This window comes from Microbacterium testaceum, assembly GCF_006539145.1.
Lineage (GTDB): Bacteria > Actinomycetota > Actinomycetes > Actinomycetales > Microbacteriaceae > Microbacterium > Microbacterium testaceum.
Genome location: NZ_BJML01000003.1, coordinates 244,265 through 268,275 on the forward strand (window position 1 = coordinate 244,265; position 24,011 = coordinate 268,275).

Sequence of the window (24,011 nt, forward strand, 5' to 3'; positions counted from 1 at the left end):
ACGTATGCTTGGACTTTGCGCTCCTCGATTCCCCCTGCCCTCATATGGTGGTCGGCTGAGCCTGTCCGTCCCCGCTTCACCGCGGTGTGCGACGTGCAGGTTATCGGGGCAGGAACGCACTCCACCTGACGACAAGGAATCACGAGCCCCTCGCCCGGGCTTCTGGAGGTTATTCCCTTGGCTGCTGCGAGCAACGCATCCACCACCACCACCCCGAAGAGCGGACGCGGCGCATCTCGCCTCTCGTTCGCGAAGATCTCCGACAAGCTGACCGTTCCCGATCTGCTCGCGCTGCAGACCGAGTCGTTCGACTGGCTCGTCGGTAACGACGCATGGAAGGCGCGTGTCGCCGAGGCTCAGGCCGCCGGTCGTACCGACGTCCCCGAGATCAGCGGACTCGAGGAGATCTTCGAGGAGATCTCGCCGATCGAGGACCTGAGCGAGACCATGCAGCTCTCGTTCACCAACCCCTACCTCGAGCCCGAGAAGTACTCGATCGAAGAGTGCAAGGAGCGCGGCAAGACCTACGCCGCCCCGCTGTACGTCGAGGCCGAGTTCATGAACCACCAGACCGGTGAGATCAAGACCCAGACGGTCTTCATGGGCGACTTCCCGCTCCAGACCAACAAGGGCACGTTCATCATCAACGGCACCGAGCGTGTCGTCGTGTCGCAGCTCGTGCGTTCGCCCGGTGTCTACTTCGACAAGACGCCCGACAAGACCTCCGACAAGGACATCGTGTCGGCGCGCGTCATCCCCTCGCGCGGTGCCTGGCTCGAGTTCGAGATCGACAAGCGTGATCAGGTCGGCGTGCGCATCGACCGCAAGCGCAAGCAGTCCGTCACCGTCTTCCTCAAGGCCCTCGGCCTGACGAGCGAGGACATCCTCGCGGAGTTCTCCGGCTTCGACTCCATCGAAGAGACGCTGTCCAAGGACACGATCCTCACGAAGGAAGACGCCCTCCGCGACATCTACCGCAAGCTCCGTCCGGGCGAGCAGGTCGCCGCCGAGGCCGCCCGTGCGCTGCTCGACAACTTCTACTTCAACTCGAAGCGCTACGACCTCGCCAAGGTGGGTCGTTACAAGATCAACCAGAAGCTCGGTCTCGACAAGCCGCTGAGCGACTCGGTGCTGACGGTCGACGACATCGTCGCCACGATCAAGTACCTCGTCCGCCTGCACCGCGGCGACGTCACCTTCGACGGCGTCCGTGGCGGCAAAGCCGCCGAGATCCGTCTCGACACCGACGACATCGACAACTTCGGCAACCGTCGCATCCGTGCCGTCGGCGAGCTGATCCAGAACCAGGTCCGCACCGGTCTGTCCCGTATGGAGCGCGTCGTCCGCGAGCGCATGACCACGCAGGACATCGAGGCGATCACGCCCCAGACCCTGATCAACGTGCGCCCCGTCGTCGCCGCGATCAAGGAGTTCTTCGGCACCTCGCAGCTGTCGCAGTTCATGGACCAGAACAACCCGCTCGCGGGTCTGACCCACAAGCGCCGTCTGTCGGCTCTGGGTCCCGGCGGTCTGTCGCGTGAGCGCGCCGGCGTCGAGGTCCGTGACGTCCACCCCTCGCACTACGGCCGCATGTGCCCGATCGAGACGCCGGAAGGCCCGAACATCGGCCTGATCGGTTCGCTCGCCTCGTTCGCCCGCATCAACGCGTTCGGCTTCATCGAGACGCCGTACCGTCGCGTCGTCGACGGCCGCGTGACCGACCAGATCGACTACCTCACGGCCAGCGAAGAGAGCGACCACATCGTCGCTCAGGCCGGTGTCGCCCTCCAGGCCGACGGCCACTTCGTGGAAGACCGCATCCTGGCCCGCCGTGGTCAGGGTGGCGAGGTCGACCTGTTCCCGAACGACGAGATCGGCTACATGGACGTCTCGCCGCGCCAGATGGTGTCGGTGGCGACCTCGCTCATCCCGTTCCTCGAGCACGACGACGCCAACCGCGCCCTCATGGGTGCGAACATGCAGCGTCAGGCCGTGCCGCTCGTGCGCAGCGAGTCGCCCGTCGTCGGTACCGGTATGGAGGGCTTCGCGGCCATCGATGCCGGTGACGTGGTCACCGCCGAGAAGTCCGGTGTCGTCCTGGAGGTCTCGGCTGACGTCGTGACGATCCAGCTCGACGAGGGCGGCACGCAGGACTACTTCCTGCGCAAGTTCGACCGTTCGAACCAGGGCACCTCGTACAACCAGCGCGTGGTCGTCTCGGCCGGTGAGCGCATCGAGGCCGGCGAGGTCATCGCCGACGGTCCCGCGACCGAGAACGGCGAGCTCGCCCTCGGCAAGAACCTCCTCGTGGCGTTCATGACCTGGGAAGGCCACAACTTCGAGGACGCGATCATCCTCAGCCAGGACCTCGTGAAGGACGACACGCTGTCGTCGATCCACATCGAGGAGTATGAGGTCGACGCGCGCGACACGAAGCTCGGCAAGGAGGAGATCACCCGTGACCTCCCCAACGTCAGCCCCGACCTGCTGAAGGACCTCGACGACCGCGGCATCATCCGCATCGGTGCCGAGGTTCGTCCCGGCGACATCCTCGTCGGCAAGGTCACGCCCAAGGGCGAGACCGAGCTGAGCGCCGAGGAGCGCCTGCTCCGCGCGATCTTCAACGAGAAGAGCCGCGAAGTCCGCGACACCTCGCTGAAGGTGCCCCACGGCGAGCAGGGCACGATCATCGCCGTCAAGGAGTTCAACGCCGAAGACGGCGACGACGAGCTCGGCTCGGGCGTCAACCGTCGCGTCGTGGTCTACATCGCCCAGAAGCGCAAGATCACCGAGGGCGACAAGCTCGCCGGCCGCCACGGCAACAAGGGTGTCATCGCCAAGATCCTCCCGATCGAGGACATGCCCTTCCTGTCCGACGGCACGCCGGTCGACATCATCCTCAACCCGCTCGGTATCCCCGGTCGAATGAACTTCGGTCAGGTTCTGGAGCTCCACCTCGGCTGGATCGCCCAGCAGGGCTGGAAGGTCGAGGGCACCCCCGAATGGGCCGCCAACCTCCCCGAGGTCGCCCGCGAGGCCGCCCCCGGTACGAAGGTCGCCACCCCGGTGTTCGACGGCGCGTTCGAGGCCGAGATCGCGGGTCTGCTCGACTCGACGATCCCGAACCGCGACGGCGACCGTCTGGTCGACTCCACGGGTAAGACGCTGCTGTTCGACGGTCGCTCCGGCGAGCCGTTCCCGGCGCCCATCTCGGTCGGCTACATGTACATCCTGAAGCTGCACCACCTCGTCGACGACAAGATCCACGCGCGTTCGACGGGGCCGTACTCGATGATCACCCAGCAGCCGCTCGGTGGTAAGGCGCAGTTCGGTGGTCAGCGCTTCGGCGAGATGGAAGTGTGGGCGCTCGAGGCCTACGGTGCCGCGTACGCGCTGCAGGAGCTCCTCACGATCAAGTCCGACGACATCCTCGGCCGCGTCAAGGTGTACGAGGCCATCGTCAAGGGCGAGAACATCCAGGAGCCCGGCATCCCCGAGTCGTTCAAGGTGCTCATGAAGGAGATGCAGTCGCTCTGCCTGAACGTCGAGGTCCTCTCGGCCGACGGCACCGCGGTGAATCTCCGCGACACGGATGACGACGCCTTCCGCGCCGCGGAAGAGCTCGGCATCAACATCTCCAGCCGCTTCGAGTCCTCGTCGATCGACGAGATCTGAGCTTCCAGCTCAGCGACCCAGCTCAGATTTCAGAGAATTCCGACACAGGAGAACCAGTGCTCGAATCAACCACTTTCGATCAGATCCGTATCGGTCTGGCCACCGCCGACGACATCCGTCGTTGGTCCTTCGGTGAGGTCAAGAAGCCCGAGACGATCAACTACCGCACGCTGAAGCCCGAGAAGGACGGCCTCTTCGGCGAGCAGATCTTCGGGCCCTCCCGCGACTGGGAGTGCGCCTGCGGCAAGTACAAGCGCGTGCGCTTCAAGGGCATCGTCTGCGAGCGCTGCGGCGTCGAGGTCACCAAGTCCTCGGTCCGTCGCGAGCGCATGGGCCACATCGAGCTCGCCGCGCCCGTCACGCACATCTGGTACTTCAAGGGCGTGCCCTCGCGCCTCGGCTACCTGCTGGACATGGCGCCGAAGGACCTCGAGAAGGTCATCTACTTCGCCGCCTACATGGTCATCTCGGTCGACGAGGATGCTCGTCACCGCGACCTGGCCACGCAGGAGAACAACATCCGTCTCGAGCTGAAGACGCTCGGCGACCGTCGCGATGCCCGCATCGCCGCTCGCCTCGCCAAGCTCGAGGAGGAGCTCGCCGCCCTCGAGGCGGAGGGCGCCAAGGCCGACCAGAAGAAGAAGGTCAAGGACGCCGCCGAGAAGGAGATGACCTCGGCGCGCAAGAACGCCGACGAGCAGATCGCCAAGCTCGAGCGCGTGTGGGAGGACTTCCGCACGCTCGAGGTCGGCGCCCTGAAGCCCGAGGACGACGTGTTCCACGAGCTCCAGGACCGCTTCGGTCAGTACTTCGAGGCCCACATGGGTGCCGAGTCGATCAAGCGTCGTCTCGAGGCCTTCGACCTGCAGGCCGAGGCCGACAGCCTCCACCTGCAGATCTCCGAGGGCAAGGGTCAGCGCAAGATCCGCGCGATCAAGCGCCTCAAGGTCGTCAACTCGTTCCTGCAGACCGGCATGAGCCCGGCCTCGATGGTGCTCGACGTCGTCCCGGTGATCCCGCCGGAGCTTCGTCCCATGGTCCAGCTCGACGGTGGCCGCTTCGCGACCAGCGACCTGAACGACCTCTACCGTCGCGTGATCAACCGCAACAACCGCCTCCGTCGCCTGATCGACCTCGGTGCCCCCGAGATCATCGTCAACAACGAGAAGCGCATGCTGCAGGAGGCCGTCGACGCGCTGTTCGACAACGGCCGCCGTGGTCGCCCCGTCACCGGTACCGGCAACCGCGCCCTGAAGTCCCTGAGCGACATGCTCAAGGGAAAGCAGGGTCGCTTCCGCCAGAACCTGCTCGGAAAGCGCGTCGACTACTCGGGCCGTTCCGTCATCATCGTCGGACCCCAGCTCAAGCTCCACCAGTGCGGTCTGCCCAAGCAGATGGCTCTCGAGCTGTTCAAGCCGTTCGTGATCAAGCGCCTGATCGACCTCGGTCACTCGCAGAACATCAAGGCCGCCAAGCGCGCCGTCGAGCGCTACCGTCCCGAGGTCTGGGACGTGCTCGAGGAGATCATCCGCGAGCGCCCCGTGCTGCTGAACCGTGCACCCACCCTGCACCGTCTCGGCATCCAGGCGTTCGAGCCCCAGCTCGTCGAGGGCAAGGCCATCCAGCTGCACCCGCTCGTGTGCGCGGCGTTCAACGCCGACTTCGACGGTGACCAGATGGCTGTCCACCTGCCCCTGTCGGTCGAGGCTCAGGCCGAGGCGCGCGTGCTCATGCTCGCCTCGAACAACATCCTCAAGCCGTCGGACGGCCGTCCGGTCACCCTGCCCTCGCAGGACATGATCATCGGTCTGCACCACCTCACCACCCTCAAGGAGGGTGCCGTGGGCGAGGGCCGTGCATTCGGTTCGGTGGGCGAGGCGATCCTGGCCAAGGACGAGGGCACCCTCGACCTGCAGGCCAAGGCGCGCATCCGCATCCCCGGCCTGACGTTCCTCGAGGGCCAGGCGCCCGAGGGCTACGACAAGCACGGTCTCGTCGACGCCTCGCTCGGTCAGGCGATCTTCAACGACACCCTCCCCAAGGGCTACCCGTTCGTTCGCGAACAGGCCGACAAGGGCAAGCTGTCGCAGATCGTCAACAAGCTGGCCGAGGAGTACCCCAAGGTCGAGGTCGCGGCATCGCTCGACCGGATCAAGGACGCCGGCTTCTACTGGGCCACCCGTTCGGGTGTCACCGTGGCGCTGAGTGACATCCTCACCCCGCCGAACAAGGCGGAGATCGTGGCCGGCTACGAGAAGCAGGCCGCGAAGGTGCAGGGCCAGTACGAGAAGGGTCTCACCACCGACGCCGAGCGTCGTCAGGAGCTCATCAAGATCTGGACCGAGGCCACCGACGAGGTCCAGAAGGCGATGCGGGACAACTTCCCCGCCGACAACACCATCAACCGCATGGTCTCGTCGGGCGCCCGTGGTAACTGGCTGCAGATCCGCAACATCGCGGGTATGCGAGGCCTGGTGAACAACCCCAAGGGTGAGATCATCCCGCGTCCGATCATCTCCTCGTACCGCGAGGGACTGTCGGTCGCCGAGTACTTCATCGCGACGCACGGTGCCCGTAAGGGTCTGGCCGACACGGCCCTCCGTACGGCCGACTCGGGGTACCTGACGCGTCGTCTGGTCGACGTCTCGCAGGATGTCATCATCCGCGAGGAGGACTGCGGCACGTCGAAGGGCCTCGAGCTCCCGATCGCCGCCGCCGACTCGACCGGTTCGCTGGTCAAGGACGCCAACGTCGAGAACTCGGTGTTCGCTCGTACGCTCGCCACGGCGGTCGTCGACGCGCAGGGCACCGTGCTGGCCGAGGCCGGCGACGACGTGGGCGACGTGCTCATCGACAAGCTGGTCGCCGGTGGCGTCGAGACCATCAAGGTCCGCTCGGTCCTGACGTGCGACTCGGCTGTCGGTGTCTGCGCGAAGTGCTACGGCCGTTCGCTCGCCACCGGCAAGATCGTCGACATCGGCGAGGCCGTCGGCATCATCGCGGCCCAGTCGATCGGTGAGCCCGGTACCCAGCTGACGATGCGTACCTTCCACACCGGTGGTTCCGCTTCGGCAGACGACATCACGCAGGGTCTTCCCCGCGTGCAGGAGCTGTTCGAGGCCCGCACCCCCAAGGGCGCGTCGCCGATCGCCGAGGCCGATGGCCGCATCACGATCGACGAGACCGACAAGGCCAAGAAGGTCATCCTCACGCCCGACAACGGCGACGAGCCGGTGGTCTACCCCGTCCTGAAGCGCGCGACGCTCCTGGTCGAGGACGGGCAGCACGTCGTGGTCGGTCAGCCGATCCTCGTCGGAACGCTCGACCCCAAGGAGGTCATGCGCGTGCAGGGTGCCCGCGAGGTGCAGAAGTACCTCGTCAACGGCGTCCAGGGCGTGTACCGCTCGCAGGGTGTGCCGATCCACGACAAGCACATCGAGGTCATCGTCCGACAGATGCTCCGCAAGGTCACCGTCGTCGATCACGCCGACACCGATCTGCTCCCGGGTGAGCTGGTGGACTTCAAGCGCTACCAGGCCATCAACCGCGAGGCCGTCGGCGAGGGCAAGCGTCCCGCGTCGGGTCGTCCCGAGCTGATGGGTATCACGAAGGCGTCGCTCGCGACGGAGTCGTGGCTGTCGGCCGCGTCGTTCCAGGAGACCACCCGCGTCCTGACGCAGGCGGCCATGGAGGGCAAGAGCGACCCGCTCGTCGGCCTCAAGGAGAACGTCATCATCGGAAAGCTCATCCCCGCCGGAACCGGACTTGCGAAGTACCGCAACGTCACGGTCGAGGCGACGGAAGAGGCGAAGAGCGAGCGGTACCCCAACCGCATCTTCGCCTCGGACGGCGCGTACAGCGACGCCGACCTGAGCTACGTCGACTTCGACAGCTTCTCGACGGACGACTTCACGCCCGGTACGTACAACTGATCGACGGGATGCCACGCCCCGGTGCGGCATCCCGATCCCCGAAGGCCCCCGGCTCGCGCCGGGGGCCTTCGTCGTGCTCGCGGCGTGTCGGGTGAGGGGTCCGAGGCGTCGCTGCGCCTACCGTTGTGGTGGAGGAACGGATGGCCCGTATCGGGGGACGCAGTCTGTGGCTGGCTTGGCCGGCGGGTCTGCTGTGTGCGGCTGCCGTGACGGCCTTGGCGGTGATCGCCGCTCCGGGCGTGCCGATGGCGGTCGGCTTCGTCGGCGATACGCTGCGAGCCGCGACCGGCAGGCACGTGGTCGCCGAGACGGCGCCACCCGCACCCGCCTCGGACTGTCGACACCTGTACTCCCAGCCTCTCTGGTCTTCGCTGGTGTGGTCGCCGCAGGCGCTGCTGTCGCAGCGCCATACGCCGCCGGCGTCGACGCCCGAGGCCGTGGCAGCGGCAGCCCCCGCGGTCGTGGTCACGTGTCACTGGCGGGGGGAGGCCGGCCGATCCATCGAGACCACCGTCTCGACCGTCTCTCCCGACGGTGCCGCGGCGGTCGCCGCGACGCTCACGGCGCAGGGCTTCGCGTGCTCCACGGCGACCGACACGACGCACTGCGAACGAGCCGCGGGCGACCTCCTCGAGATCCACGACCTCCGCGCGGACCGCTGGGTGTCGTCGACGCTCTCGGGCTGGATGCCGGACGACTACGCCGCGATCGTGGCATCCCACGCCTTCTTCGGCGAGTGACGCGGCCCGAAGCGACGTGCGCTCAGCCGCCGAACACGGCGGCGATGATGCTCGCGGTATAGCCGGTCGGCGCGAGGTTGGAGTACTGCGTGTCGATGAGCACGCCGTCGCGCCAGTACAGCGTGCGGCCGTCGTTGACGGGGTAGGTCGGGTTGATCCAGGTCTTCTCGCAGCGTGTGCCGGCGTCGGGGGTGTAGCAACTGAAACCCTGCGTATCGACCAGGCCGTTGAGCATGTCGAGGGCCGGGCCGCGGTCCATGCGCGAGATGTGGGTGACGAGACCGCTGGTGTCGGCGGCAGGGTCGCGCCAGATGCAGATCAGCGACCCGTCGGACTGGACGCCCGACGCCCCGACTGCGGGATCGTTCAGGGGCGTGGTGCCCAGTTGCGACAGGACGTCGGCGGAGAGCATGGCGCGACAGTCGGCGGGGATCCGAACCGCGGGCGCCGTCTGCGTGATCGTGGGGATCGGGGTCGGACTCTCGGATACGACGGACGTCGACGGGGCGGGGGCGGCTTCCTCGGCGACGGGCGCGCACGCCGTCAGAGCGACGAGAGCGGCGACGGCGAAAACCGCTCCGACGGCCGGGCGGAGCAGGCGACGGGGCATGGGAACACCCTAAGCCGCCCCACCGACACGGTCGAGAAGGACATCCGACGGCACGCCTGCGCGATGCCGCGCGATACCCGGGTTAGCCTTGCGCCGCAAGCACCGCGTGAGGAGACCCCATGAGCGACAACAAGTCGTACGGCGACCCCGTCGCTGAACCCAAGGACTCGTACGGCGACCCCGTCGTCGAGCCGAAGGACGAAGCGCAGGATGTCGTCGGCCGAGCCCACGAGGGTCTCGCCGACGCCGAGGCCGCTCGTCGTGACGCGGTCGACCCCGCCGCCGCCGAGGCCGCGTGGGACGAGCGCGAGGCGCACGAGCACGAGTCGGCGACGTCGCAGACGCCGCGCAGCGAGCACACCGCGCCGGTCGTGCACGACGCGTCCCCCGTCGCGCCGCAGAGCAGCTCGGCATCCGCGGGTTCGGTCGATCTCGACGACGAAGACGCCCGATGGGCCGCGTACGCCGCGTCCGCCGAGCCGGCGCCCGATGACGTCCGCCACGACGAGACCTCGCGTTCCGACGACGCGCACACCACCGTCTACCCCGCCGGAGCCGGAGCCGGTGCCGCCGCGGCGGCGACCGCTCCCGTCGCCGACGAACCCACGCGCGTCGTGGGCGGGGCGCAGCCGATCTTCGTGCAGGCCCCCGAAGCTCCCCGTCCGCGGAACAACCGCGGCGCGGCCGGAGCGATCGGCCTGCTCGCCGCCCTGGTCTTCGCGGCTCTCTATCTCGCGGCCACCCTGGGTCTGGGGCTGATCACCGGCTCCGTCCAGTCTGCGGACCTCGGTCAGGCGGCTCTCTCGGCCCTCACCACCTGGGGCCTCTGGGTTCCGACCGTGGCCTTCTACTTCGGCTTCTGGTTCCTCGGCGCGCTCATCAACCGCGGCCGCTGGGGGCACTGGGTCGTGTGGGGGCTGGTCGTCGGCGTGGTGGCGTGGGCCGGGCATCTGCTCGGCGTGCTCTTCGCCGCCCCCTTCTGGATGATCACCGCCCGCCAATCGTTCGAGTTGCTGCAGGACAACGTCCTCGCACCCCTCGCCATCGTGGCGTTCATCCTGGGTCGCGAGCTCACCATCTGGTTCGGATCCTGGGTAGCCGCGCGCGGTCGCCGCATCAGCGAGATCAACGCCGAAGCCCAGCGCGAGTACGAGCGGACTCTGGAGGCCGGTCCTCAGCTCTCGCAGCGCTGAACCGGAGTCCATGACGAACGAGCAGCGACCGGCGGGGGTTTCCCCGCCGGTCGCCGTCGTCTTCGCGGCCGTGGTCTTCATCGCCCTCTCGATCGGGGGTCTCGGGGTGGTGAGTCTCCTCGTCGACGCCGATGTCATCCCCGTCCGCGGTCTGGGGGCGATCCCGGGCGTGACCGGTCAGCTCTTCGCCCTGGGAGCCTTCGCCGCGACCCTGCGGTGGGGTCTTCGCGCCGATCCGCCGGGCTTTCTCCTCTCCGTCCCCTGCGCGATCGCCGCCTATCTGGGTGAAGTGCTCGGCATCGTCGTCGGCGCCCTCGTCAGCGGCGCCGACCCGGCCCGCGGCGTCGCTGCGGCGAGCAGCGTCGCGCTGGGGTTCCCCGGTCCCGTCGTCGCCGCCGCCGCGCTGCTCGCGGGACTCTTCGGCATCCTGCTCGTCCGCACCCGGATGCGCGGCCCGCGCTGGCGGTGGGAAGACGATGAAGACGACCTCTGACGCGATCGTGACGCGCGGATTCGTGCGCATCCGCGTGTTCCCGGGCGTGTCGGGCTAGCGTAGGGGCGTGGAGCGGTCGCTCGAGAGCCAGGTCGGTCAGGCGGTGGACGCCTGGCTCCGCTGGCTGCCCCGGTGGGAGCCCGCGAACCATCGAGGACGCGTCGCGCCATGCCGTCGATGCTTCGGTTCCCCGGTGCTGTCAGCCGCGGGCCTCGGGTCTGACGTGCCGCACGGGGTGCAGCACGGCCTGTCTACGCGCGTGAAGACCATCGTCGACCACGCGGTCGCCGAGTACACCTCCCGCAACCTCCCCATGCTCCAAGCCGAGCTCGACCACCAGTCCGAGCGCAACCGGCGGCGTTCGTACCGTCCCGCTGAGGGCCTCGAGCCCGAATTCGACGGGATGCCGTTGGACCCCGACCCCGAGCCCGGATCGCCCTTCCTCTTCACGCTGTCGGGCCTCGCCGCCGAGGAGGACGCAGCCCTCCCCGCACTTCCCCCTCTGTCGGATGCCGCGAAGGCGGCACTGCGACAGGAGGTCGGCCTCGCCGACGATTACGCGAACATGATCGGTCGCGAGGTGTGCACGATCCTGCTGCGCCACCGCCTGCGCATTCAGGCCGCGGTGGCCGAATTCGTGGAGCCGCAGATCGCCGCTCTGCTCGACGATCTCACTCGGTCTCTCGATGCGCCCTTCGATCCGCGCGACGCGGAGCCGCCGGCATCCTGAAGCTCTGTGCACAACGGCACGGCGTCGCGTTGTGCTTTTGTTAGCATCAACGAGTTGTCCGCTTATCGAGTCGCGGAACAGACGCACGGGGGAGGGGGCTCGATGCCGCAGCGCCTGCCGTCTTCGCCGCCCATCCTGCCCGGGCTCGCGTACATCCGGCCGTTGGGGTCGGGCGGCTTCGCCGACGTCTTCCTGTACGGGCAGGACATGCCGCGTCGCGACGTCGCGGTCAAGGTCCTCCCGAGCGATGTGCGCGACGCCGACCTGCTGCGCATGTTCAACGCCGAGGCAGACGTCCTCGCGCACCTGTCCGCCCACCCGTCGATCGTCACCGTCTACCAGGCCGGAATCTCCGCCGACGGGCGGCCCTACATCGTCATGGAGTTCTGCCCGGGCTCTCTCGCGCAGAGGTACCGCGTCGAGCGCATCCCCGTAGCCGAGGTGCTGTCCATCGGCGTCCGTATGTCGGGAGCCCTCGAATCCGCGCACCACGCCGGGCTCATCCACCGAGACGTCAAGCCCAGCAACATCCTCGTGACGACGTTCGGCGCGCCCGTGCTGGCCGACTTCGGGATCTCGTCTTCGCTCGTCCGTCAGGGAGCCGACGAGATGCTCGCCATGTCTGTCCCGTGGAGCGCGCCCGAGGTCATCGCCGAGCAGACCGCGGGGACGGTGTCGAGCGAGGTGTGGAGCCTGGGCGCCACGATCTACTCGCTGCTCGCCGGGCAGAGCCCGTTCGAGCGGCGCGAGAAGGGGCAGAACTCGCGCGAGCAGCTCCGCCGCCGCATCGCCCGCGCCACCTACACCGACATCTCCCGGAGTGACGTGCCGGCCTCGCTGCAGGCGGTGCTCGCGAAGTCCATGTCGCGCAATCCGGCCGACCGCTACGCCAGCGCACGCGAGTTCGGCGAGGCCCTGCAGGCGGTGCAGATCGAGGCGGGTATGCCGGCGACGCCGCTCGAGGTGCCCGCCGCCGAGTGGGCGCCCGCCGCTCGATCGATCGATTTCGCCGACGGCACGCTGCGCGGTCCCGCACGGTCGCGCATCGAGCGCGACGGGGCGCGGAAGCTCCGCGGGACGTCCGGAATGGCGGGCTATGTGCGTGACGAGGACACCGACATCGCCACGCCGGTGTCGAGCGGATCCAAGGTGCTGCCGTGGATTCTGGCATCCGCCACACTCGTGACCGCCGGAGCCGTCGTCGTAGCGGCGCTGTTCGCGACGGGGGTGCTCCGATGAGGCGGAGGAACATCGTGGGCCTGGCCTCCACCCTGGCCGCGGGTGCCCTGGTCATCACCGCGAGCATCGTGTGGCCCGGCCTCGACGCCCAGCAGACCCCCGAGGTCGACACGTCGGTGTGGGCGCTCCAGACCGGTGACGGCCAGCGCTACGCGCGCGTCAACACCACCGTCGGCGAGCTCGACACGGTGCGCACGGCCGGCAACCCCAGCCAGGTCGTCCAGAGCGGCGACGGCGCCTACCTCTTCACCGACAGCTTCAGCAAGCTCACCCGCATCAACGAGGCACAGCCCGTCGATCTCTCCGACGACCAGCTCGAGGCAGCTCCCGATACACCGCCGGGCACGACGTCCGTGGCCACGGCGGGCGACTACGCCGTCTATCGCACCGACACGGGCACGCTCTTCGCGAGCAGGTTGAGCCAGGCGGGCCAGAAGCCGACCGAGCTCGACCCCTTCGGCACCTCCACGGACAAGAACGCTCCCTCTTACACCGCGGATGCCATTGCCCTCGATGCTCGCGGCATGCTCTTCGCGTACTCCTCCGCCGACGGCTCCGTCATCCGGTACGACATCGACGCCGACGAGCTGCGCGGGCGCGACGCCCTCGATGCGGACGTGGCCGCCCCCGTGCTCTCCGCCGCAGGCGACACCTGGGTCCTCGTCGATGCCGACGCCGGACGCGTGTGGGTGCGCGGGGAGGACCCCGTCACGATCGAGGCGGCGGATCAGCTCGTCGTCGCCGACGCCGACGCCGAGGCACGTGCTGTGTACGTCGCCGACGACCAGTCGCTCTGGAGCATCCCCGCCGATGGGTCCGAGCCGCGGCGCGAGGTGGGCGGAGGCGGCAACGTGCTCGGTCAGCCTGCGCGTCCCCTCTCGCATCAGGGAGTCGCCTACGCCGCGTGGCTGCTCCCCGGAGACGCGCGCGGAACACTCTGGCGCTCCGACCAGGGCGAGACGAACCTCGACTACGGCGGGGCGACCATGCCCGACCAGCGTCGACCGGTCTTCGTGGCCACCGACCACGCGGTGATCCTCAACGAGACGCGCACGGGCTGGGTCTGGACGGTCCCCGACGGGACGCTCGTCGCCTCGAGTCAGAACTGGTCGCTCGACGATCGCACCGAGCAGACGGCGGTCCAGAGCGAAGAAAAACTGAGCGTGGTGCTCGACCCCAAGCCGCCGATCGCCGAGCCCGACGCCTTCGGCGTACGACCCGGACGGCTCACGACACTGCCGGTGCTCCTGAACGATCACGACCCCAACGAGGACGTCCTCAGCATCATCGCCGAGAGCGTCACGGGCCTCGATCCGGGTTTCGGCAGCCTCACCGTCACCGATTCCGGCCAGCGCCTGGCCGTTCGGGTGGCTCCGGGAGCGACGGGTAGCGCGACGTTCTCGTACTCGGTCACCGACGGCACCGCTGCCGACGGGCTGAACTCCGCCCCGGCGACCGTCACGCTCACGGTCTCGCCCGCGCAGACCAATGCGGCGCCCGTCTGGTGCGGCGTCGACAAGTGCCTTCAGCCGTGGCCGACCCCCGAGGTCGCGCGCGGCGGCACGATCACCGTCCCGGTGCTGCCCGGCTGGGTGGACCCCGACGGCGACCCCCTGCTGCTGCTCTCGGTCGACAATCCCGGCGGCGTCGGTACGGTCGCCGCGACCCCCGGCGGGGACGTGGTCTACCAGCACGCCGACGACGGCTCCGGCGGCGAGCAGAACATCCAGCTCGACGTCACGGTCGCCGATACCGAGGGCGCGAAGACGACGAAGCCGCTCGTGATCCGGGTGGCACCCGATCCCACGCTCGCGGTGCAGTCGTTCGCGAAGATCGACACCGTCGGATCCTCCGTCGCCGTCGACGTCGGACCGCACGTCACCGGCACGGCCGGAAACGTCAGCCTCACCTCGGTGCGGGTCCTCGACGATGCGGCGGCCACGGCCACCGTGGTCGGCGGCAGCACGACCTTCGACTTCGCGGCGAACCAGCCCGGCGTGTACCGCGTGGACTTCACCGTGAACGGCGGGGGCCGCGACGCGACGGGCACCGCGCGGATCACGCTGCTTCCCGCCGACGCGCCCGCCCAGCTCGCGACCTCTCCCGTCGTGGCGTTCGTGCGGCCCCAGGAAGACGCCACGCTCGACGTGTTCAGCGCCGTGTCCAACCCGACCGGCCGCGTGCTGCTGCTCAGCGACGTGGCGGCGACGGCCCAAGAGGGTGCGTCGCTCACGGTGGACACCGTGGGTCAGAACGACCTGCGCGTGTCGGGGAGCACGGCCGACGGCTCGGCCGGGCTGCTCGGAACCGTCGCCTACACGGTGAGCGACGGGACGAATGACGAGGGTTCTCGCGTGACCGGTGAGGCGACGGTGTACCTTCTGCCGCCCGCTCCCGAGATCGCCCCGATCGCGGTCGACGACAACGTCACGGTCCGCGTCGGCGCCCAGATCGACATCCCCGTCCTCGACAACGACATCTCACCGGCGGGAGGTCGCCCGACCCTCGACCCCTCGAGCGTGCAGACCCAACCCGCGAGTGACGCCCTCGCCTTCACCTCCGGGGGCGTGCTCCGCTACCTCGCCCCCACGACGCCGGGATCGTACGAAGTCACATACCGCGTCTACACGACGGGTACCCCCGCGCTCTGGGACGAAGCGACGGTGCACATCACCGTCCTGGGCGGAGAGGCCAACCGCGCGCCGCTGCCCGACACCCTCGAGGGCCGGGTGCTCAGTGGCGGCACGACCTCGATCGACTTCCACGGCTTCGGCGTCGATCCCGACGGCGACGCCGTCACGCTCGACCGGATCGTCGCGCAGCCCAACAGAGGCACGGCATCCATCTCCGCGGACGGCTCGAGCATCCTGTACTCCTCGGTGCCCGGCGATCGCGGTCAGGTCTCGTTCCGCTATCGCGTGTCCGATTCGTCCGGCGCGACGGGGGAAGGCACCGTTCGCATCGGTGTGCTGGACGCCGAGGCGAACCCCAGCCCGATCACCTTCACCGACTACGTGCAGGTGCAGGCCGGCGTCGATCGCACGATCCGCGTCAGCCCGTTGGCCAACGACATCGACCCCACGCAGGGACGTCTCACCCTCACCGGTGTGCGCCCCGACCTGCCCGAAAAACTGGTCGACGAGAGCGACAACCCCGAGTACGCGCGCCTGAAGGGCTTCATCGATTCGGTGTCCGACACCGGGGTCGTCATCGAGGCCGGCGAGCAGCCGGGAACCATGTCGTTCCTCTACGACGTGGCATCCGACTCGGGAAACACCGGCCGAGGACTCATCGTCGTCAAGGTCGTGCGCGAGAACGTCCCCGACTACCCGGTCGTCACCGACACCGTGCTGACCGTCGAGAACCGCGACGACTTCACGACCGGTGTCGACGTGCTCGCGGGTAAGGCCACCTGGTCCGGCGGCGAGGTCGGCGACCTCGACGTGTCGCTGTGGGGTCAGCCCTCCGACGTCACCCTCAGCGGCCGTCAGATCTCGGGCGCCCTGCCGGCCACTCGTCGTGTCATCCCGTTCGCCATCACCGGCCGTGTGGGCGACACGGACGTGACCACCTATGCGTTCCTGCGCGTCCCCGGCGATGACGACCTCAGCCTCTCCCTGCGCCCGGGCGCCGCGCAGCGCGTCGACGAGCTGGCCTCGGTCGACTTCGACATGGCCAACCTCGTCGCGCTCCCGCGCCGCGCCGCGCTCGAGGTGGGGACCGACGTGTCCGCGACGGGTGTCCGTGCCGAAGGACGCTGCTCCGTGTCCGGGACGACCGTCCGCTACGACGCCGGGGCCGGGTCCCCGTACACCGACGCGTGTCAGGTGCCGGTGCGTATCGCGGGCACCGAGGAGTGGACGGTGGTCTCCGTGCCCATCGGCATCGTCGCCCGTGATCCCCAGCCCGAGCTCAAGCCCGCCGCGCTGACGGTCGGCCCCGGGGAGACCGCCACATTCGACCTGCGCAACATGACCAGCTGGCAGCTCGGCCGCGAGGACTGGAACGGCATCCGCTACGCCCTCGACTACGGCGGATCCGCCTTCAGCGTTTCTGTCGACGGCTCCATCGTCACGGTCACCGGCAACGACCGCTCGGTCCCGGGTACCGAAAACGCCGCGATCATCTCGGTCACCAGCCACAACGCCGTCGCGCCGGCTCGACTCGTGTTGCGCGTCGGCGCGGCCCCGTCCACCCTTCCCCAGGGCGGAACAACCTCGAGGCAGTGCTCTCAGGCCAGCGGAACCAGCTGCCCGATCGATGTGATCGGAACCAGCGGCGAGGTGAACCCGCTGCCGCGCACTCCCCTCGAGGTCGTCGACGTGCGCCCGACCGCGGCGTGCGCGGGAGTCACCTTCGGCGTGGCATCGACCTCGAGCATCGTCGCCTCGTGGAGCGACGATGCTCCCGGTGCCACCTGCAGCGCGAGCGTCACGCTCCGCGACGCGCAGGGGCGCACCACGGCCTCGACCCGCGACGCCCGCGTCGTGCTCGATCTGCTCGGATTCCCCCGCCCGCCCGGAAGTGTGCGGCAGACGGCCTATGCCGACGGCTCCGTCACGCTGCGCGTCGACCCGGGCGAGGCGCGACGCGCCTACCCCGCCATCTCGGGTTTCACGGTGCGCTACAACGGTACTGTCGTGGGCCAGTGCGGCGCAGACGGCAGCTGCCCGCCGATCTCGGCGCCCAACGGCGAGCAGCGCGAGTACGTCGTGAACGCGGTGAACAGCGTGGGCGAATCGAAGATGGCCGTGCGCACCACCGGATGGGCGTACCGGCCCCCGAACGCTCCGCAGGGAATGGACTTCACGCCCACGCAGACCGGGGGAGAGGGGAACCTTGCCGACCTCGTCATCAAGGGCGTCGACAGCGCCGAGACCGGCACGCTCGAGATCGCGAGCGCCGCGGGCGACAAGATCCAGGTGAGCGTCGGACGCAACCAGGACGTCGTGCAGGTCGCCCGGTTCCGCGTGGGCTCCAACGCGTCGACCGCGGTCACCGTCACACCGATCTCGCGGTTCACCGTGCCCCCGGGGCTCGGCGGCGCGACGGCCGGAAACGTCTACTCCGGCACGGCGCACGGCGTCGGTGCACCGACCAACCCCGACCTGACGCTGACTTCGACGTCGAACGGCAACGGCACCTCGACGGTGGATGCGCGCGCGACCGCGCAGCAGAACGGATCGGATTCCGAGGTGCGCTTCGACATCGTCCGGAAGGGTCTGCCCTGCATTCCCCGTAGCGGGGGCGACACGCGCCAGTTCACGGCCCTCGGCGACGGCGAGACCTACAGCTTCACCATGTGCGCCGAGTCGTGGTTCAACGGCCGCTCGTACGGCTCGGTGAGTCTGGACAAGCAGGTCGATGCCCAGCAGAGCAAGGCGGCGCCGAAGGGGTACACCTTCCGCGTCGGGTCGAAGGCCGACGTCGGGAACGACAACACCGCGCGCTGGAGTATCGATCGCATCAACGATGGCGATCCGCCTCCGCGCTACAACGACACGAAGTTCGTCAACTGGGGTCCCGGCAACAAGACCTACGATCGCGATCCCGAGATCCAGGTCTACTTCCAGCACCAGCTCTGGGGAACGCAGTCCGAGTACGCGCCCGTGAAACCCGCGAACGGCAGCGCGCCCTACCAGGTGCAGGCCTCGTGGAAGGTCGCGAGCTGCGAGGGCGGCAAGACGCTCAGCGCCAGTGGTTCGTCGAGCAACGACAAGGCCAAGATCACCTTCAACTACGACAACGCGCGCTACTTCGACAAGGACGGCAAGCAGCTGCCGCGAGCCGAGGGCGCAGCCGCAACGGCCGTCCCGGTGGGCACCACTCGCGTCGATCGCATCCGCGTCACCGTCGACTGGTCGAGCCAGGGCTGGAACCTCGACTCGGCATCCGACGACTTCGGCGACCAGTGCAAGCCCGGCACACCGACCTCGAACCCCTCGTCCTGAGCCCTCCCGGCATCCCCTTTCCCGCCCTCGCCCACCGAAGGATTTCGACATGACGATCACCCAGGAGCAGGCCACCTGGTTCTCCCAGACCTTCTCGCAGATCGCCGACAACGTCGAGCGCGCGGTCCTCGGCAAGCGGCACGTGGTCGAGCTGGTGCTCACCGCCATGCTCAGCGACGGACACGTCCTGCTCGAAGACGTGCCGGGTACCGGCAAGACCTCGCTCGCCCGCGCGGTGGCGTCGTCCGTCCAGGGAACCAACACGCGCATCCAGTTCACCCCCGACCTGCTCCCCGGCGACATCACCGGCATCACCGTCTACGACCAGAAGACGGGGACCTTCGAGTTCCACACCGGCCCGATCTTCGCCAACATCGTCCTCGCCGACGAGATCAACCGCGCGAGCCCCAAGACGCAGTCGGCTCTGCTCGAGGTCATGGAAGAGGGCAAGGTCACCATCGACGGCGTCTCGCGAGAGGTTGGTGTGCCCTTCCTCGTGCTGGCCACGCAGAACCCCGTCGAACAGGCCGGAACCTACCGCCTCCCCGAGGCCCAGCTCGACCGCTTCCTGCTCCGCACCTCGCTCGGCTACCCCGACCACGCGGCGACCGTCCGCATCCTCGACGGCGCGCCCGTGGCCACGGCAGAATTGCGCGCGATCATCACGCCCCAGGCCCTCGTCGGCATGGCCGACCTCGCGGCATCCGTGTACGTCGATGCTCTCGTCCTCGACTACATCGCCCGCCTCGTGGATGCCACCCGCACGGCCGACGAGGTCCGCCTCGGCGTGAGCATCCGCGGGGCTCTCGCCCTCACGCGGGCCACTCGCGCTCGTGCGGCGTCCCAGGGCCGGACGTACGCGACCCCCGACGATGTCAAGGCACTGGCCGTCGCCGTGCTCGCGCACCGCCTCATCCTGCATCCCGAGGCCGAGTTCGACGGTGTCACCCAGGAGGCCGTCATCGGCCAGGTCCTGCTCGACACCCAGCCGCCCTCGCAGCGCGAGAGCGCCTGACGGTGGTCCGTCCCGCGGCAGCCGCACCCCGCTCCGGGGGTGAGTCGTGCCCGATCTGAATCTGACCGAGTCGCGTCTCACGCGGACCTCCGCGGGAACCATGGCGACCGGTTCGCGCACCTCCGTCACCTCGACCTCGGTCCGTCGGCAGCGTCGCATGGTGCGCGCGGTGGTCCGCGTCGCCGAGTGGTGGCGGATCACGACCGAGGCGGTCTCCGCAGCGGTGCGCTGGGCCGGCAGAACGGTGCGCCCCGCGGGGGCGGTGGTCGTGGTCGCCGCGACGATCGGTCTGCTCTTCGGCGTGCTGTTCGGGTGGGTCGAATGGATGGTCGCCGGTTGCGCGGCCCTGCTGCTGCTGCTCATGAGCGTGCCCTTCCTGTTCGGTGCTCGGGCGTACGAGGTCGATCTGGCTCTCGAGCACGAGCGCGTGACGGCGGGCAACGGTGTGACGGGCGAGATCGTCGTGCGCAATGAGAGCGCGAGACCCGCTCTGCCCGGTCGCCTCGACATCCCCGTGGGTCGCGGTCTCGTGGAGTTCGGGGTGCCGTTCCTCCGTCCCGGCCAGCGCTCCACCGAGCCCCTCGAGATCCCACCGCTCCCGCGCGGCGTCGTCCGCGTCGGCCCCGTGACCACGGTGCGCAGCGATCCCGTGGGACTTCTGCGGCGGGAGCACGCCTTCGACGACGTCCACGACCTGTTCGTCCACCCGCGCACCGTGGGGCTGCCCTCCACCAGCGCCGGTCTGGTGCGCGACCTCGAGGGCAACGCCACGCGACGTCTCGTCGACGCGGACATGTCCTTCCACGCGATCCGCGAGTACGCCCCGGGAGACTCGCGTCGTCAGGTGCACTGGAAGTCGACGGCCAAGACCGGCCGGCTCATGGTCCGGCAATACGAGGAATCGCGGCGCTCGCGCATGGCCGTCGTGCTGGCCGCGGCGACTCAGGAATACACCGATGCCGACGAGTACGAGCTCGCCGTCTCAGCCGCGGCTTCCCTGGGCCTGCGCGCTGTCCGCGACGCCCGCGACATCGACATCGTGACCGGGTCGGAGATCCCGCGCGTCGTGAAGGGGCGCCTCCGAGCGATCCGTCACATACCTGTCGCCGCACCGCGCACGATGCTCGACGGCTTCAGCTCCATCGACCGGCACGAGAACACGATGCCCGTCGAGGACGTCTGCCGTCTGGCATCCGAGGCGAACGAACGTCTGTCCATCGCTTTCGTGGTCGTCGGCGCGGCCGTGCCCCTGACCCGCCTCCGTCAAGCGGCCCTCGCCTTCCCCGCCGACACCTCTGTCGCCGCCGTCATCTGCGACGAGCGCGCCCACCCGAGGATGCAGAACATCGCCGGTCTGACGGTATTGACGATCGGAACCCTCGACGACCTCTCCGGTCTCCTCGTCCGCGGAGCGACCTCATGAGCGATCGCCGCAGCTCGCGCGCCGCACCTCGCCGCCGCGCGACGGATCTCCCGCGCTACGCGGCCGCCGCCGCCTACGCGGTGGTCTCTGTCGTCCTCGCCGCTCTCGCCGCGTGGCCGATCTACGCGTCATGGTCTTTCCTCCTGCTCGTGATCGTCGCGGCCGTGGTCGCCGGTGTCGTCGTCGGCGTGGTCTCGTGGCGCCGGTGGAGCGGCTGGACCCTGGCCGCGGGGCTGCTGGGGGCGTTCGCCGTGCTCGCGGTTCCGCTGGCCGTCCCCTCCCGTCTGACGTCGCCCCTCGACGTCCTCCGCGGCCTCGGCGAATCGTTCGCCGGCGTCATCGTCGCGTGGAAGGACCTGGTCACCGTCGATCTGCCGGTCGGGGCGTACCGCAACCTGCTGATCCCCGCGCTCGTCGTCTTCCTGGTGGGCACGGCTCTGACGTCCGCTCTCGCCATCCGAGGCGACCGCTGGGCGCCGTTCGCGGTGGTCAGCGGTCTCGGCATGACCGGTTTCGGGTTGTTCTTCGGCCGCTCGTCGACGAGCGCGCCCCTGTCGGTGGGGCCGGTCGACCTTCCCGCGCCGGTGGAGACCGCGATCGGGCTCAGCGCTCTGCTCGCAGCGGTGCTCTGGCTGGCGTGGCGGGCGCAGGACGAACGCGGGCGCGCTCTCCGTCGCGCGAGCGAGGTCTCGACCGTTCCCGTCGGACCGGGGCGGTCGCGGGCGGATCGACGTCGTCTGGCGCTCGGTGCGGGCATGCTTCTCGTCGCTGTGGCCGTCACCGTCGCGGTGGTGCCCGCTGCGGCTCGGAACGCCGACCGCCAGGTGCTCAGATCGGCCGCGGGACCCGAGCGGCTGATCGCCGAGGCCGTGAGCCCGCTCTCGCAGTACCGGTCGATGTTCTCGGACGCGCGGTCCGACGACGTTCTCTTCCGCATCAGCGGCACAGGGACAGAACCCGACCGCATCCGGATCGCCACCCTCGACACCTACGATGGCGAGATCTTCCGCGCGTCGGGCAACGAAGGGTCCGGCTTCGTGCGCCTGCCGTCGACGCGAGATGCGGGGGAGGGCCGCCCCGTTGAGGCCGACGTCGAGATCGTCGATCTCGGGGGCATCTGGATGCCGACGGCCGGCAGCCTCGCTTCGGCGACGTTCGAGGGGGACCGACGTGGAATCCTCGCCGACCGCTTCTATTACAGTTCGGATGCCGAGGCGGGTGTGCAGACCGCCGACGGCGGACTCGTCGCGGGGGATCGCTACCGAATCGACGCCGTCGAACCCGCCTCCGACGATCTGGCCTCGCTGACCCCGCCCGGTGCGGGAGACGGTGTCGCGGGCGGCGACAACCTTCGACGCTGGGTCCAGGAGCATGCCACCGGCAACGACGGGGCCGCACTGCAGAGCCTCGTTCAGATGCTCCGCCAGCGCGGATATCTCAGTCACAGCTTGGCGCCGGAGGGCGGGCCGATCCCGAAGTGGGCCGCCGCCCTGCAGGGATACCAGCTGCAGCCCAGCGCCTCCGGTCACTCGCTGGCCCGCATAGACCGTATGTTCGAGAGGTTGCTCGAACGAGAGGACGACCCGCGTGCCGCGGCCTCGGGCAACTTCGTCGCGGCCGTCGGAGACGATGAGCAGTTCGCCGTCGCCACGGCCCTGATCGCGCACGAGCTCGGCTTCCCCGCCCGCGTGGTGGTGGGGACGCGGTTGGTGTCGACCGATCCGAAGCTCGCCACGTGCGAGGCGGGGGAGTGCCGTGCGAGCGATCTGACGGCGTGGACCGAGGTGCAGGGTTCCGACGGGCGTTGGGCCCCCATCGACGTGACCCCCCAATGGGAGCAGTCGCCGAGCCTTGAGGTCACCCAGCAGCAGGATCCCGAGAACGTCACCGAGGTCCGCCCCGATACGGTCGAGGAGGTCGTCCCGCCCGAGCCCGTGCAAGAGGACAATTCGACCGACAACGAACCGCGCACCGACGACGGGGTCGACCTCGCCTGGTTGTGGGCGAGCCTTCGTATCGCGGGCATCTCGCTGCTGATCCTGCTCGTCGTTCTCGGCCCTTTCCTCGCCGTCGTCGTGGCCAAGGCTCTGCGCCGGAGGGGACGTCGTCGTGACGCGGATCCCCGTTCGGCGATCGCCGGCGGCTGGGACGAGTACGTCGACGCCGGTATCGACGCGGGACGCACCGTACCGCGCGCGCCCACCCGACGTGAGGTGGCCGAGGCCTTCGCCACCCCGTCCGGCACCGTCCTCGCGGCGGGAGCCGATCGCGCCGTCTTCTCGTCCGAGAACGTCGACCCCGACGAGGTGGAGGACTTCTGGCGCATCGTCGACGAAGAACGCCGTACGTTGAGTCGTCAGCGGGGCTTCTGGCGGCGCCTGCGTGCGGCCGTATCGTTGAGATCGTTCCTGCGGTTCCTCGCCCCACGCCCCTCGAGGCGGGGGTCGCCGCACCGCGACGAGAGGGGGAAGCGCTCCACCGCCCTGGTGGACCGCGATACGACATGACCGATTCGACCATGGTGGTTCTCGGGGCGACGTCGTTCGCTCTCGTCGTCGTGCTGTACGTCTGGCTCGCGCTCGCCCTCTCGGCTCTTTTCCGCAAGATCGGAGAGCCGGGCTGGAAGGCCTGGGTGCCGGTCCTGAACGTGGCGACCGTGCTCAAGGTCGGTGGCTTCTCTCCCTGGCTGGTCCTGCTCAATCTCGTGCCGATCTTCGGTCTCCTCGCCTTCATCGCCGTGTTCGTCGTCGCGATCCACCGCATCAACACCGGCTTCGGCGTCGGGGCCGGACTCACGGTCCTGGGGGCGCTCTTCCCGGTCGTCTGGGCCAGCATCCTGGGCTTCGGCTCCGCCCGCTGGCACGGGGAGCGTCGCACTCAGCGTCCGGACGAGAACTCCGCCCCCGTCCGTCGCGGCAAGGACTTCGAGGGCCCCTACGTGCCGCTCATCGGAGGGTGGACTCCGGAGCAGGCCCCGCAGTCCTCGCCCCCGGATGCCGCGGCCCCGCCC

General features: G+C 69.1%; 13 protein-coding genes. 12 read left to right on the top strand and 1 reads right to left on the bottom strand.

The annotated features are described in order from the left end of the window. Positions 1–177 precede the first annotated feature (177 nt). The 3 genes from rpoB (at position 178) to MTE01_RS07445 (ending at position 8,347) form a co-directional block, all read left to right on the top strand. Positions 178–3,675, top strand: coding sequence for a DNA-directed RNA polymerase subunit beta (gene rpoB / locus MTE01_RS07435; protein WP_103206797.1), 3,498 nt, complete (start codon positions 178–180; stop codon positions 3,673–3,675). A 56-nt stretch (positions 3,676–3,731) separates the two neighbouring features. Next, entirely contained in the window at positions 3,732–7,607 is a 3,876-nt protein-coding gene (gene rpoC, locus MTE01_RS07440) for a DNA-directed RNA polymerase subunit beta' (protein ID WP_103206796.1), read from the top strand. A 140-nt stretch (positions 7,608–7,747) separates the two neighbouring features. Further along, entirely contained in the window at positions 7,748–8,347 is a 600-nt protein-coding gene (locus MTE01_RS07445; protein ID WP_116238682.1) for a hypothetical protein, read from the top strand. Positions 8,348–8,369: 22 nt separating this feature from the next. Here MTE01_RS07445 and MTE01_RS07450 read toward each other — a convergent pair whose 3' ends face one another. After that, a complete protein-coding gene (locus MTE01_RS07450) occupies positions 8,370–8,957 on the bottom strand; it encodes a hypothetical protein (protein ID WP_103206794.1) in 588 nt (195 codons plus the stop codon). Between the two features lie 119 nt (positions 8,958–9,076). Between MTE01_RS07450 and MTE01_RS07455 the strand changes: the two genes are divergently transcribed. The 9 genes from MTE01_RS07455 to MTE01_RS07495 all read left to right on the top strand — a co-directional run. Then, positions 9,077–10,150: an ABC transporter gene (locus tag MTE01_RS07455; protein ID WP_141376611.1), complete on the top strand. Its 1,074-nt coding sequence runs from the start codon at positions 9,077–9,079 to the stop codon at positions 10,148–10,150. A gap of 10 nt (positions 10,151–10,160) precedes the next feature. Further along, positions 10,161–10,643 carry a DUF6121 family protein gene (locus tag MTE01_RS07460; protein ID WP_141376613.1) on the top strand — a complete coding sequence of 161 codons (483 nt, stop codon included), beginning with the start codon at positions 10,161–10,163 and terminating at the stop codon, positions 10,641–10,643. 67 nt (positions 10,644–10,710) lie between these two features. Then, positions 10,711–11,373, top strand: a complete 663-nt coding sequence (locus MTE01_RS07465) for a spermidine/putrescine ABC transporter substrate-binding protein (protein ID WP_103206791.1) — start codon at positions 10,711–10,713, stop codon at positions 11,371–11,373. 102 nt (positions 11,374–11,475) lie between these two features. Continuing rightward, positions 11,476–12,612, top strand: a complete 1,137-nt coding sequence (locus tag MTE01_RS07470) for a serine/threonine-protein kinase (protein WP_103206790.1) — start codon at positions 11,476–11,478, stop codon at positions 12,610–12,612. A gap of 14 nt (positions 12,613–12,626) precedes the next feature. Then, positions 12,627–18,563 carry an Ig-like domain-containing protein gene (locus MTE01_RS07475; protein ID WP_246078080.1) on the top strand — a complete coding sequence of 1,979 codons (5,937 nt, stop codon included), beginning with the start codon at positions 12,627–12,629 and terminating at the stop codon, positions 18,561–18,563. A gap of 49 nt (positions 18,564–18,612) precedes the next feature. Then, positions 18,613–19,578 (top strand): AAA family ATPase, encoded by a 966-nt coding sequence (locus tag MTE01_RS07480; protein WP_103206788.1) that lies wholly within the window; start codon positions 18,613–18,615, stop codon positions 19,576–19,578. Positions 19,579–19,624: 46 nt separating this feature from the next. After that, positions 19,625–21,001 carry a DUF58 domain-containing protein gene (locus MTE01_RS07485; protein ID WP_246078089.1) on the top strand — a complete coding sequence of 459 codons (1,377 nt, stop codon included), beginning with the start codon at positions 19,625–19,627 and terminating at the stop codon, positions 20,999–21,001. Next, positions 20,998–23,508 carry a transglutaminase TgpA family protein gene (locus tag MTE01_RS07490; RefSeq protein ID WP_141376617.1) on the top strand — a complete coding sequence of 837 codons (2,511 nt, stop codon included), beginning with the start codon at positions 20,998–21,000 and terminating at the stop codon, positions 23,506–23,508. The genes MTE01_RS07485 and MTE01_RS07490 overlap by 4 nt, the downstream gene beginning before the upstream one ends. Continuing rightward, the coding region (locus tag MTE01_RS07495) for a DUF5684 domain-containing protein (RefSeq protein WP_246078091.1) at positions 23,505–24,011 on the top strand (507 nt) is incomplete at its 3' end. The genes MTE01_RS07490 and MTE01_RS07495, both read left to right, overlap by 4 nt.